14 protein-coding genes are annotated in these 12,896 nt (G+C 65.5%); 11 read left to right on the forward strand and 3 right to left on the reverse strand.

Translation table 11 applies throughout. From position 1 onward, the window contains the following. Positions 1-65: 65 nt before the first annotated feature. On the forward strand, positions 66-380 hold the full coding sequence (locus WIMU1_RS17430) for a hypothetical protein (protein WP_133248696.1): 315 nt from the start codon (positions 66-68) through the stop codon (positions 378-380). Between the two features lie 53 nt (positions 381-433). Continuing rightward, positions 434-898, forward strand: coding sequence for a SixA phosphatase family protein (locus WIMU1_RS17435; protein WP_062799262.1), 465 nt, complete (start codon positions 434-436; stop codon positions 896-898). 12 nt (positions 899-910) lie between these two features. Here WIMU1_RS17435 and WIMU1_RS17440 read toward each other — a convergent pair whose 3' ends face one another. Beyond that, on the reverse strand, positions 911-2,530 hold the full coding sequence (locus WIMU1_RS17440) for an acyl-CoA dehydrogenase family protein (RefSeq protein ID WP_062799042.1): 1,620 nt from the start codon (positions 2,528-2,530) through the stop codon (positions 911-913). Between the two features lie 263 nt (positions 2,531-2,793). Between WIMU1_RS17440 and WIMU1_RS17445 the strand changes: the two genes are divergently transcribed. Next, positions 2,794-3,534: a type 1 glutamine amidotransferase gene (locus WIMU1_RS17445; RefSeq protein ID WP_062799044.1), complete on the forward strand. Its 741-nt coding sequence runs from the start codon at positions 2,794-2,796 to the stop codon at positions 3,532-3,534. Here the strand turns inward: WIMU1_RS17445 and WIMU1_RS17450 are convergent. Continuing rightward, on the reverse strand, positions 3,519-4,478 hold the full coding sequence (locus WIMU1_RS17450) for an esterase/lipase family protein (protein ID WP_062799046.1): 960 nt from the start codon (positions 4,476-4,478) through the stop codon (positions 3,519-3,521). The two genes, WIMU1_RS17445 and WIMU1_RS17450, sit on opposite strands and share 16 nt — an antisense overlap. Before the next feature lie 60 nt (positions 4,479-4,538). Next, a complete protein-coding gene (locus tag WIMU1_RS17455) occupies positions 4,539-5,630 on the reverse strand; it encodes a DNA polymerase IV (RefSeq protein ID WP_062799048.1) in 1,092 nt (363 codons plus the stop codon). 308 nt (positions 5,631-5,938) lie between these two features. On the opposite strand from WIMU1_RS17455, the gene WIMU1_RS17460 reads away from it, so the two are divergent. The 8 genes from WIMU1_RS17460 to WIMU1_RS17495 all read left to right on the forward strand — a co-directional run bounded on the left by WIMU1_RS17460 (position 5,939) and on the right by WIMU1_RS17495 (position 12,867). Continuing rightward, entirely contained in the window at positions 5,939-7,027 is a 1,089-nt protein-coding gene (locus WIMU1_RS17460; protein ID WP_051721711.1) for an ABC transporter substrate-binding protein, read from the forward strand. Further along, positions 7,024-7,833, forward strand: a complete 810-nt coding sequence (locus tag WIMU1_RS17465; protein WP_023954228.1) for an ABC transporter ATP-binding protein — start codon at positions 7,024-7,026, stop codon at positions 7,831-7,833. The genes WIMU1_RS17460 and WIMU1_RS17465 overlap by 4 nt, the downstream gene beginning before the upstream one ends. Continuing rightward, positions 7,826-8,701 (forward strand): ABC transporter permease, encoded by an 876-nt coding sequence (locus tag WIMU1_RS17470; RefSeq protein ID WP_062799050.1) that lies wholly within the window; start codon positions 7,826-7,828, stop codon positions 8,699-8,701. Before WIMU1_RS17465 ends, WIMU1_RS17470 begins: the two co-directional genes overlap by 8 nt. A 30-nt stretch (positions 8,702-8,731) precedes the next feature. After that, entirely contained in the window at positions 8,732-10,069 is a 1,338-nt protein-coding gene (locus tag WIMU1_RS17475; protein ID WP_062799052.1) for an LLM class flavin-dependent oxidoreductase, read from the forward strand. Then, positions 10,066-11,289, forward strand: coding sequence for an MFS transporter (locus WIMU1_RS17480; protein ID WP_062799054.1), 1,224 nt, complete (start codon positions 10,066-10,068; stop codon positions 11,287-11,289). The genes WIMU1_RS17475 and WIMU1_RS17480 overlap by 4 nt, the downstream gene beginning before the upstream one ends. Then, entirely contained in the window at positions 11,290-12,087 is a 798-nt protein-coding gene (locus tag WIMU1_RS17485; RefSeq protein ID WP_062799056.1) for an SDR family NAD(P)-dependent oxidoreductase, read from the forward strand. A 30-nt stretch (positions 12,088-12,117) separates the two neighbouring features. Continuing rightward, complete coding sequence (locus tag WIMU1_RS17490) at positions 12,118-12,408, forward strand: DUF1905 domain-containing protein (protein WP_062799058.1); 291 nt, start codon at positions 12,118-12,120, stop codon at positions 12,406-12,408. Between the two features lie 87 nt (positions 12,409-12,495). Beyond that, positions 12,496-12,867, forward strand: a complete 372-nt coding sequence (locus WIMU1_RS17495) for a VOC family protein (RefSeq protein WP_023954240.1) — start codon at positions 12,496-12,498, stop codon at positions 12,865-12,867. Positions 12,868-12,896 lie beyond the last annotated feature (29 nt).

Genomic DNA, 12,896 nt, shown 5'->3' on the forward strand with positions numbered 1-12,896 from the left:
ATGATCGGCGCCGCTGTCGGCGCGTCAACTAGTACTCGCAGGGCAGGTGGGGCACCCTGGGACAGGTGAGTGGTCTATCCCTATCGGCGCAGGCGGCCCTGCGTGATGACCTGGAGCGTCTGATGACGCTGCAGCGTGATCAGATCGACTGGGCCTGCTCAAACATCGACTCGATCAAAGAGCTCGTAGCCTTCGGGCTCGACGAGGTCGTCGAGCTGCGTGAACTGGCCGAGCTGGAGTGGGACCGGGGAAACGAAGAGATCGCCCAGCACCTCGAGCAGGAAGCGTCCGCCTGGAACCACACGGTGCGACTGCTGCGTTCCGCTCTGGCCCGGTGCGGGGCGGATGAGTCGACCGGTCGGCATCGCAAGGTCTCCTGACAGGCGAACGCGGTGACGCTACCGTCGACCTCGTGGCACGAACACTGATCTTGATGCGGCACGGCAAGTCGGCCTATCCCAGCGGTACACCCGACCAGGAACGTCCGCTCGCCGAGCGCGGTCAGCGCGAAGCAGCGCTGGCGGGCCGGTGGATGGCCGACGACGGACTCACGGTCGACGCCGTATTGTGCTCGACCGCAGTCCGTACGCGTCAGACGTTGCAGCACACCGGTATCGACGCACCGGCCACATTTGTCGAAGACATCTACGGCGGAGACGCCGACGACGTGTGCGAGGCGATCAGGCTCCACGCGCCCGCGGACGCCGCCACGATATTGGTGATCGGGCACGAGCCCGGGATGCCGGACACGGCGATGACGCTGGACCCGGCGGCACACATTCCGCGTTTCCCCACGTCCGCGTACGCGGTCGTGGAAACCGAGACCGCGTGGGACCAGCTGGGTCTGACGCCGGACTCGACGGCGCACATGACCCGGCTGGCCATCCCGCGGGAATGAGTCTGCCGGCTTCTATTTGACCAGTGCCCGTTCGAGCACGGGCGCGAGATCGAGACCGGTGGGCAACGTGCCGTATGCGCCGGCCCAGTCGCCTGCGAGTCGGGTGGCCGCGAAGGCTTCCGCCACGGCCGGATGTCCGTGCCGCAGCATCAGCGAGCCCTGTAAGGCGATGCAGATCGACTCGGCGATCCTGCGTGCGGTCGGTTGGCCTGCCTCTCCCAGCTGGCTCTTCAAGGTGTCCAGGTAGTTGTCGTACCGGGTGTCCATGCCGGTCGCCGACTCCAGTTCGTCGAACAGCGCATCCACCGACTTGGGTGCCGTGGCCATCGCACGCAGTGTGTCGAGGGCGCTGACGTTCCCGCTGCCCTCCCAGATCCCGTAGAGCGGGGCTTCGCGGTAGAGCCGCGGCATCCCGGAGTCCTCGACATAACCGTTGCCGCCCAGGCACTCCATCGACTCGGCGACGTGCGCGGTGGCCCGCTTGCACAACCAGTATTTGGTTGCGGGCAGCCCGATACGTCGCAGCAGGGCCTCGGTGTCGTCGCCGCGTTCGGCTGCGTCGGTGGCCCCCGCCATCCGCATCGACACCATGGTGGCGGCTTCCGCTTCGATCGCGAGATCCGCGAGGACGTTCCGCATCAACGGTTGATCGATCAGGTAGTCGCCGAACACCTTCCGGTGCTGGCTGTGGTGCATGGCCTGGGTGAGCCCGACACGCATGTTGCCCGCACTGGCCAGCGCGCAGTCGAGCCGGGTGAGGTTGACCATCTCGATGATGGTGCGGACACCGCGTCCCTCCTCGCCCACCAACCATGCCGTCGCACCGTCGTATTCGACTTCCGACGACGCGTTGGCGTGGTTGCCGAGCTTGTTCTTCAGTCGTTGCAAGCGCATCCGGTTGCGGGTGCCGTCGGGCAGCACCCGGGGTAGGAAGAAGCACGAGAGTCCACCGGGAGCTTGGGCGAGCACAAGGAAGAGGTCGGACATCGGGGCGGACGTGAACCACTTGTGTCCGGTGAGCGTGTAGGAGCCGTCCGAATTGGGTTGAGCTGCCGTCTGGTTCGCGCGGACATCGGAGCCGCCCTGCTTCTCGGTCATCGACATCCCGGCAATCAGACCGGACTTGCCCGCCGGGACCGACAGGTTCGGGTCGTAGGTTCGGGAGGTCAGCAACGGCTCGTAGGTGGCGGCCAGGTCGGGATTGTGGCGCAGGGCCGGCACCACGGCGTAGGTCATCGAGATCGGGCAGACGTGACCCGCCTCGACCGTCCAGACCCCGAGTTTGGCGGCCCGCACCACGTGCGCGCCGGCTCGACCGTCGGCCCAGGGTGCTCCGTGCAGACCGTGTGTCACAGCGACATCCATCAACCGGTGATAGGCCGGGTCGTATTCGACCTCGTCGACACGGTGACCGTACCGATCGTGCGTGCGCAATATCGGCTGGTTCCGGTCGGCGAGTTCACCCCACCGTTGAGCTTCCTCACCGGCAGCGATGGCACCCAGTTCGAAGATCTCATCGGCGCCCCAGCCACCACCTTCGCGGGCCAGCGACTCCGACAGCGCCGGGTTGGTCGCCGGGTTGTATCCACTCAGGAGCGGAACTTGATTGGTCACCTCATGCGTATCGGCCATGGATCAATGATGCGCCTCGGAGAACCCGATGGCCGCAGGAATCCCCACCTGCGCCGATACGCGCACCGCCGGCCCAGAGCGCCGCCGGAGCCGGGCCTCGGATGAGCGGCGGTCCCGTGTTCTGGCCATACTGAACAAAACCCCGCCACTGTCGGACATGCCGGCGTGTACCAGGAGTATCCAGTGCAATTTTCAGCACAAGACGTCGCTGTCGCGCCATCGACGGTCTGTATCGCCTCGACCCAGCTCCGCGACCGGTTGTGATGGCCGGGCCAGACCTCGTCGAGCCAGGTCCCGGGGCGTCTCGGAACCGCGCTCTGTTCCTGGTGCATGATCACGACCGGGACCGCGGCGTCGCCGACACGGGCACCCTGCGCGACCACGTCATCGACCGGGGCTACGACGTCGACATCGTGCACCCTTCCGGAGATCTACCGGAGGTGGCAGGGTTCGATTTTGTTGTCGTGATGGGTTCTTCGGAAGCGGCATACAACGACTCGGTCCCATGGCTGGCGGCCGAGATCAGCTATCTGCGGGCTGCGCTCGCCGCAAACGTACCGATTCTCGGGGTGTGCTTCGGTGGCCAGCTGCTCAGCCGGGTTCTCGGCGGCAAGGTCAAGCGGTCGGACCAGCCCGAACACGGTTACGTCACCGTCGACACCGTCGCGCGCGAACTGGTCGCACGCGGACCGTGGATGCAGATGCACTACGACCGATTCACCCTCCCGCCCGGTGCTCGCGAGATCGCCCGCAACGGAGCAGCGTTGCAGGCCTTCACCTTTGGCCGGAATCTGGGCGTTCAGTTCCATCCGGAGATCTCACCCGCGGTGTGGGCCACCTGGCAGGCGAGCTGGGCCGCCAACCGTCAGGGTCAACTGGTCGTCGAACGCGGTATCGACCTGGACAAGATCACGGCCGAGATCACCGCTCGCGCGGCTGAATCGAGAGAGAACTGCGCGACCTTGCTCGACGCCTTCCTGAAACTGGCTCACGCACCGGTGTAGGGCGGCACGGCCAGGCAGGGAACGGTTCGGGGATGCGCGGGATCGAGGGCGTTGAGCACAAACGCCGAACTGCGCTGGTTGGACACGATCGACAGATGATCTGAGCGGTCCTGTGAGCACGTGTCCTGCACAACGATGTTGGTGACCTCGATGCCGGGCGGCCCGGCCAGGATGCCGCTGGTGTACGGGGTCACGAGCTGGTCGTAGCGGGTGACGATGTTCGTGTAGTCGATGCCCGCGACGTAGGGGCCATCGGGGGCATCGATGGCCGCCGCGAAGTCACCGTCGCCGGGTGCGGCGGTGCAGTCCGGGCATTCGGTCTCGGGTACCGCAGCGGGCGGCAATCCTAATCGGTCGGCAAACATCTTCACCAACTCCGACCGGCCCTCGCCGTCGCCGTCCGACCCCTGCCAGTACGGCGCGAGGGACACATACTTGTCGATCTTTCCCGCGCCCCCGTAGTACTTCGCCCAATAGGTCGGGATCTGTGTGCCCTGCGAATGACCCACGATGTCGACCTGTGCGGCGCCCGTCTTCGCCAGCACGTCGTCGACGAACACCTTGAGCTCCCAGGCGCTGACGTCCTTGGCGCCCAGCCCGCCGATCCGCGACAACGGCCACTGCTGCGACAACTCGCCATAGGTGAGCGCGAACACGCAGTAACCCTCGTTCTTGAGCACCGGCACCAGCGAGATCCAGTTGGTCTGCTGACTGCCCGCGGTGCCGTGGACCAGTACCACCGGATCGGGGTGCTGAGCAGACGGCTTGCATGCGTAATCGTTGGACCCGGGCAGCGAGCCATCCGGGTTGGCGAGTTCGGCGGGTATGCCGGCCAGGAAGTTGTACTGCACCGGCAGCGGAGCCGCCTGCGCGCTCGGCGCCGGCCCGACGGTTGCCAGACCGACCAGGACCGCTGTCACCAACGCCTGCTTGAACCACCGCATGTGATGCCCTCCCGCTCGCCGATCTCTGCCCGGAAGTTAGCACCGAAGCGGTGCGGCCACCTACGGGTCGGGCGGAATGTCTTCCGTGGGCATCACCAGATCAAGACGCACCCCCAACAACCGGATCGGGCGGTCGAGCTCGAACTTGTGCAGCACCTCGAGCATCGCCACCTCGATCACGGTGGCGTCGGTGGTCGGGGCGGGCAGCTTCTTCGACTTCGTCCGGGTGTAGAACGTCATGGTCCGTACGGTCACGGCCACCCGGAAAGCCACCCGCCCCTCAGACATGACCTGCGCCAACAGTTCCCGGGTCAGCTTCCGAATCGCCTCGTCGATGTCGGCGCGGGCGGTGAGGTCGGTCGGGAAGGTCTCGACCTTGCTGTGCGACCGCGGAATGTACGGCTCGGCGCTCACCTCGATGTCACCGCCACCACGCGAGAGCAGGTACAGCCAATTGCCGAGGTGGGGTCCGAACTCGGCCACCAGCCGCCCGACATCCTCTGCCGCAAGCTGGGCAACGGTATCGATCCCCAGCTTCTCCAGTTTTGCTGTCGTCTTGGGTCCGACGCTCCAGAGGTCGCCGACACCGCGCTCCCCCATGATGGGCATCCAGTTCTGGTTGTCCAGGGTGAAGACGTGCTCGGGTGAGCGTTTGGCGAATCCGGTCGCCATCTTGGCGCGCTGTTTGTTGTCGCTGATGCCGACCGCCGACGACAGCCCGCGCTCATCGAGAATCCGCTGTCGCACGGACTGGGCCAGCTCGGTGATGTCGAGACCGGTCTCCGACGCCGGAACGCCCAGGAACGCCTCATCCCACCCGATCACCTCGACGGGATATCCGAAGTCTCGAAGCGTCTGCATCACCTCCGCCGATGCCTCGTCGTACGACGTGTGGTCCAGGGGCAGATAGATCGCCTCGGGCATCTTGCGATATGCCGACCGCAACGGCATACCGGCGCGTACCCCCTGATCACGGGCCTCGTACGACGCGCACGTGACGACCTTGCGCGGTTCGGTCGGGTCACCGGTCCCGCCGACGATGACCGGTGTGCCGATCAGGTCCGGGTTCCGGCGACGCTCCACCGACACCTGGAACTGGTCCAGGTCGACGTGCAGGATCGCGCGGAAGCGCCGGATCGGTGGTGTGGTCATCGTGCCCGACGATATGCGACGACGCCGTCCGCCGTGGCGGGATGTCGCGGTTTTGACATCTTGCCCGACGCCACCGATGGAGGCTGCTGACGCCTTTAATCCGTCCCGATTTAATCGGGCCACTATTTCCGCATTGTGAAATAGGTTGTTGATGTCCAGGGGGAACCGCACCGACCAACGGGCCAAATCCGATTGGTTCTGCTGTGCAGCAATGTATTTCGTCGCACATACGAAATGGTGCCGGTCTTCGGCCCGAAACGGCGGCCCTTTTCCCGGGCCCGAGTCGATCGCGCCTCGACACCGAACAGATGAAAGGAAAAGCAGTGAGTCACAAACACCCATGGCGGGTCCGCATCGCGGCAGCGCTGGCACTTCTCGTGGGGGTGACGACTGCCGCCTGCGGCTCCGCCGACGAGGCCACCGTCACCGCCGACGGCAAGACCGAGCTGCGGTACCTCAGCTTCCCCGCCACTGTTCAATTCCCGGAATTGGCAGCCGATCTCGGGTACTTCACCAAGGTCAGCATCAAGGCGGTCGGCGAGACCACCAGCGGCCCGCAGTCGATCCAGGCCGCCGCGACTGGCGACACCGATTTCGGGCACGCGTTCAACGGAGCCATCGTCAAGCTGGCGTCAGCGGGTTCACCGATCACCGCCGTCGTCGATTCCTACGGCGCCGATGAGAAGACATTCAACGGGTTCTATGTCCTGGAGGACTCCCCGATCCGCACCGCGCGGGACCTGATCGGCAAGAAGATCGGGATCAACACGCTGGGGGCGCACTCGGAGTTCGTCATTCGCGAATGGCTTGCCCGTGAGGGACTTTCGAAGGACGAAATCGCGTCGGTCCAGCTGCTGGTGGTGCCGCCGATCAACAACGAGTCCTCGCTGCGTCAAGGTCAGATCGATGTCGGCGCGTTCAACAGCATCTTCCAGCAGCGCGCGCTGGAGAACGGCGGGATCCGGGAGCTGTTCACCGACAGGATCTTCGGCGACTTCAGCTATGGCAGCTACGTGTTCCGTGACGACTTCAAGAAGAAGAACCCGGAGGCCGTGAAGGACTTCGTCCAGGGCACCGCCCGGGCGATCCGATGGACGCAGGTGACTCCACAGGCAGAGGTTGTCGCACGTTTCAAGGACATCATCACCAAGCGTGGTCGAGGCGAGGATCCCGCTCTGGCCGAGTACTGGAAGAGCTCGTCCATCCCCACGCCGGGCGGGGTTATCAAGCCCGAGGAGTTCCAGCTGTGGATCGATTGGCTCGTGCGCAACAACGAGCTCGACAAGGGCAAGCTGACACCGCAGGACATCTTCACCAACGACGACAACCCGTACGCCGACGGCACCTACCAGCCGGACTCGGGGCCTGACGGCGCACCGGTGGTGGCAGCGAAATGACGACTCCCAAACTGGAATTGCGCGGGGTGCGCAAGTCGTTCACCGCGCCGGGCAAGCCCGAGTTCGTGGCCATCGACGACATCAGCATCTCTGCGGCCGAAGGCGAGTTCCTTGTCCTCGTCGGCCCCAGCGGCAGCGGGAAGTCCACCCTGCTCGACCTGGTCGGTGGCCTCACCAAGCCCACTGCGGGTGAGATCCTGCTGGACGGAAAGCCCATCACCGGACCAGGACTGGACCGGGGCGTGGTGTTCCAGCAGTACGCGCTGCTGCCATGGCGCACGGCCCGCGCGAACGTGGAGTTCGGCCTCGAGGCCAAGGGCATCTCGCGTCGCCGGCGCAAGGCCATCGCCGATGAATACCTCGGACTCGTCGGTCTCGGCAACTTCGGCGACCACTACCCCCACGAGTTGTCGGGTGGCATGAAACAGCGTGTGGCGATTGCGCGCAGCCTCTCGTACGACCCCGAAGTGCTGCTGATGGACGAACCATTTGCCGCACTCGACGCCCAGACCCGCGAGGGGTTGCAGGGCGAGCTCCTGCGGATCTGGAAGGCCACGGGCAAGACCATCCTGTTCATCACCCACGGCATCGACGAGGCCATCTATCTCGGCAACCGGGTTGCCATCCTCACCGAACGCCCCGGTCGGATCAAGGAGATCCTGCCGATTGACATCGACCGGGATGCTGTCGACGACATCCGTTCATCTGAGCAGTTCCGCGACTACCGGCACCGGATCTGGCTCTCGTTGCGTCCCGAGGTGGCCGGTGCCGCCGCCGAAACGATCGGAGTGGGTAGCCATGTCTAGTGTCACGTTGGAAAAGGTCTCGAGCCCGGCGCCGGTCAAGGACATCGCATCCCCGGCTCCGGCACCCGTCGCCTCACCCACCCGTCGGGTCGGAGGGAGACTGCGCAAGTCCGGCTCCTGGGTCTTCCGGAGTTCGATCGCCCTGGTGCTCCTGGTCGCATTCTGGGAGGTCGCGCCGCGGATCGGTCTGGTCGACCGAACATTCCTCCCTGAGTTCTCGGTGGTCGCGAAGGCTCTGGTGGACCTGGCCGAGAGTGGCCAACTCTGGGAGCACATCTCCGCGAGTCTGGGTCGAGCTCTGCGCGGCTTCGCCATCGCAGTGGTGTTCGCCGTGCCGCTGGGCATCCTGATCGGCTGGTACCGGCCTCTTGCGCAGTACCTCAGCCCGGTTCTCGAATTGTTCCGCAACACAGCTGCACTGGCCTTGCTCCCCGTCTTCGTGCTCATCCTCGGCATCGGCGAGACCTCCAAGGTCGCGCTCGTGACCTATGCCTGCATCTTCCCCATCCTGCTCAACACGATCTCGGGTGTGCGGACAGTTGACCCCTTGTTGATCAAATCTGCTCGCTCACTGGGTCTTCCCGCGTACCGGCTGTTCCAGAAGGTGATCCTGCCCGCGGCCCTGCCGACGATCTTCACCGGCATCCGACTCTCGGCCGCATCGTCGATCCTGGTTCTCATCGCGGCCGAAATGGTCGGTGCGCGTTCGGGACTCGGCTACCTGATCATGGCGAGCCAGCTCAACTTCCAGATCCCGCAGATGTATGCCGGCATCCTCACCATCGCGCTCGTCGGTCTCGTCTTCAACTACGTACTCGTTCTGCTCGAACGTCGATTCTCTCGCTGGCGAACACCTGCCGCCAACTGAATCACCCGACATCACACTAGGACTGATCACATGACACGCACCCTGCACCTGAACGCCTTCTTGATGGGCGTCGGCCATCACGAGGCCGCCTGGCGTCATCCACGCACCTCCGAACACGAAGTGCTCGACGTCGCCCACTTCGTGCGGCTGGGCCAGATCGCCGAACGCGGGAAACTCGACTCGGTGTTCTTCGCCGACGGCCTGGCCGTGGGACCCAACATCCGCCGCAACACCCAGGCCATCTTCGAGCCGATCACACTGCTGTCCGCCATCGCGGGCGGGACCAGCAAGGTCGGCCTGATCGCCACTGCCTCAACGGGTTACAACCACCCGTACACGTTGGCGCGTGCCTTCGCCTCGCTCGAACACATCAGCGGGGGCCGTGCCGGATGGAACATCGTCACGTCCGGTCAGGAACAAGAGGCTCTCAACTTCGGTTATGACTCCATTCCCGACCACGCCGGCCGGTACCGCCGCGCCCAGGAGTTCGTCGACGTCGTGAACCGGCTGTGGGGCAGCTGGGAGGACGACGCCGTGGTGCTCGACGTCGACAACGCGATCTTCGCCGACCCCGAGCGGGTTCATCCCATCAACCATGTCGGAGAGGCGTTCAGGGTCCGTGGCCCGCTCAACTCGCCACGATCACCGCAAGGTCGGCCGGTTCTGGTGCAAGCCGGATCATCCGAGGACGGCAAAGACCTCGCAGCCCGCTACGCGGAGGTGGTCTTCACCGCCCAGCGCACCATAGCGGAGGGCCAGGACTTCTATCGCGACCTCAAGCGCCGTCTCCCGCGTTACGGTCGCGGCGCCGAAGAGCTCCAGATCCTCCCGGGCATCGTGCCGTTCATCGGCAGCACCGAGCAGGAAGCGCGTGACCTCGAACGTGAGTTCACCGATCTGATCTCACCCGACTATGCGCTGGGCCAGCTGTCGAACTTCTTCAACGTCGACCTCACCGGCCTCCCACTCGATTCCCGGCTGCCACCCCTACCTCCGGAATCGGAGATCCAGGGCCACAAGAGTCGATCGACGCTGGTACGTCAACTCGCCGCCTCCGAAGATCTCACGATCCGTGAGTTGATCGGCCGCCTCGGGGGCGGTCGCGGCCATCGCACCATCACCGGGACACCGGAGCAGATCGCCGACGACCTCATCGCCTGGGTGGACGCGGGTGCGGCCGACGGCTTCAACGTCATGCCTCCCTACCTGCCCGGCGGCCTCGAGGACTTCGTCGACCACGTCGTCCCGATCCTGCAGGCCCGCGGCCGCTTCCGCGACGACTACACCGCCTCCACCCTCCGCGGCCACTACGGCATCGAACTGCCGGCCGGATCCGTCGAGAAGGAGCCGGCGGCAGCCAGCGCATGACATCGATCGACGATCCGGCGACAGCGGCCGGACGCGTCGAACGACCTCTGAGATCGCTCGCCGGCACCGTCTACCTGCCGGCGACGGCCTACGGGATCGGGCAGGGGGCGGCCGCGCCGGTGATGGTGCTGTCCGCCCTCGAGCTCGGCGCATCCGCAGCTCTGGCCGGCCTCACCGTGGCGATCATCGGACTCGGCCAGGTCGTCGGTGACACGTGTTCCGGGCAGATCGTCGCCAAGATCGGTGAGCGGCGCTCGATCATCGTGGCCAGTCTGCTTGCGGCGTCGGGTGCGCTGGCGTGCCTTCTCGCACCAGCGGTATGGACGTTGTGCCTGGGCATCTTTGCGGTCGGACTGGCCAATGCGGTGTGGGGCCTCGCGCGGCAGAACTACCTGTCACTGGCCGTTCCGTTCGCCTGGCGGGCGCGGGCGATGTCGCTGTTCGGCGGCGCGATGCGGCTCGGCTTCTTTGTCGGACCGCTCCTCGGTGCCGGCGCCATCGTCGTGTTCGGTACCCGCGGCGGATTCCTGGTGCAGCTGACAGCGATTGTGGTCGCCGGGTCGATGATGGCCCGGCTCCCCGACCCGCCGGGCGCCGGGCCGATGGTGAAGTCGCACAACATCTCCCAGGTCTTCGCGGAGCACGGTCGGCTGTTGGCGACCCTCGGCGCGGGGTCGCTGTTGCTCGGCGTGGCACGCAGTGCTCGTGACGCGATCTTGCCGTTGTGGGCCAGCCACATCGGGTTGTCGCCGGCTGTGGCCAGCCTCCTCTTCGGTGTGGGAGCCGCTGCCGACGTACTGTTCGCCTACCCCGCAGGCCATCTGATGGACCGTTTCGGGCGCACGTTGGTGGCGGTGCCGTCGATTGTGGTGCTGTCGGTGTCGTACCTGCTGTTGCCCTTCACCACAACACTTTTCACGTTCACTGCGGTCGCGGTGGTGATGGGTGTCGGGAACGGCCTCGGCAACGGGGTCATCATGACCATCGGTGCAGACGTCGCACCGAGCACCGGCCGGGCCGAGTTCCTCGCCGCATGGCGTCTGACCCACGACAGCGGCTTTCTCGTCGGCCCGTTGTCGATCGCGTTGTCCGCGGCCGTGTTCCCATTGTCGGCGGCAGTTTTCGCCGTGGCCGCGCTGTCGGCCGGGGGCGCAGTGCTGTTGAGCAAGTATGTTCCCGAGTACACGAGCATGAGTTCACCGACCACGAGGAGTACATAGATGGATCTGGGTCTGACCGGAAAACGGGCACTGGTGACGGGCGGCAGCAAGGGCATCGGCCTGGCGATCGCTCATGCCCTGGCCGCAGAGGGTGCCGACGTCGTGATCGCCGCCCGCGGGGTCGAGGCGCTGGAGACCGCCGCCGCCGACATCGCCCAGCAGTCCGGCCGGCGAGCCATCGCGATATCCGTCGATACCGGTGACGACGCGTCGGTGCAGAACCTCGTGGCCCGTACGGTCGCGGAGCTGGGCGGCATCGACATCCTGGTCAACTCGGCGGCCACACCGTGGAGCGCCGGCAAGCCGACCGACTTCGCGGCAACCACCGATGACGTCGTCCGGCGAGAGGTCGAGATCAAGGTGCTCGGGTACCTGCGCACCGCTCGAGCGGTGGCGCCGTATCTGATCGAGCAGGGCTGGGGCCGGATCATCAACATCAGCGGTCTCGGTGCGAGACAGGCGAACTCCATCGCCCAGACCATCCGCAACGTGAGCGTCGCGGCGTTGACCAAGAACCTCGCCGACGAGCTGGGTCCGCACGGCATCAATGTCATGGTTGTCCACCCGGGCCGTACCCGGACACAGCGACTCACCGATCAACTCGCGGAGCGGTCGGCGGAGTCCGGCGTGGCCGTCGCGGACCTGGAGAACGAACTGGCCACCAACTCGATCCGGCGGATCGTCGACGCATCCGAGGTGGCCGACGTGGTCGCATTCTTGGCCTCACCGCGCAGTGTCGCGATCACCGGGGACGCCATCGCAGCAGGTGGCGGCGTTCCCGGACCGGTGTACTACTGAGACGTCAGAGCTCTGGGCCACACTATCGAGGTGATCATCACGTTCGACGCCGAGATCTGGACTGCTCCGGAGATGGGAGCGTGGCACTTCGTCTCGCTGCCCGCGGACTCCGCCGACGAGATTCGGGCAACCGTGGAACCGGGTCCCGGGTTCGGATCGATCCGGGTCTCCGTCTCGATCGATGAGACCGAGTGGCAGACATCGATCTTTCCGGACTCCAAGCGTGGCACCTATGTGCTGCCGGTGAAGAAGGCGGTCCGGCGAGCGGTCGGAGCCACCGAAGGTGACGTGGTCATGGTGAAGGTGGAGATCATTCGCTGAAAGTTCACAATTAGGACCGGATGTGTCCGCGATTGCTGAGAACCTTGTTTCAGCAGCAACCGACAGCCACAACCGGAGGAGCACACCATGGACTGGACACTCGAACTCGTCATCCTGCCCGTCACCGACGTCGACCGCACCCGCGACTTCTACGAGAAGATCGGATTCAACGTTGACCACGATCACGTCGTGTCGGACGACGTCCGGTTCGTGCAGATGACGCCTCCCGGTTCAGCGTGCTCCATCGCCTTCGGCAAAGGCCTCACCGAGGCCGAACCAGGTTCTGTCAAAGGCCTGCAGGTCTGTGTTTCCGACATCAACGAGGCCCAGACCCACCTCCGGTCCGTCGGCATCGAACCCGGTGAGGTCGACGTCCAGGCCTGGGGCCACTTCCTTTCGTTCGACGATCCCGACGGCAATCACTGGGCCGTCCAGTACCTCCCGTACCGCTACGCCTGACCGGCTCCCCGCCGCTGGCTCCGCTCGCC

The sequence above is a fragment of the Williamsia muralis NBRC 105860 genome, assembly GCF_001598915.1.
Lineage (GTDB): Bacteria > Actinomycetota > Actinomycetes > Mycobacteriales > Mycobacteriaceae > Williamsia > Williamsia muralis.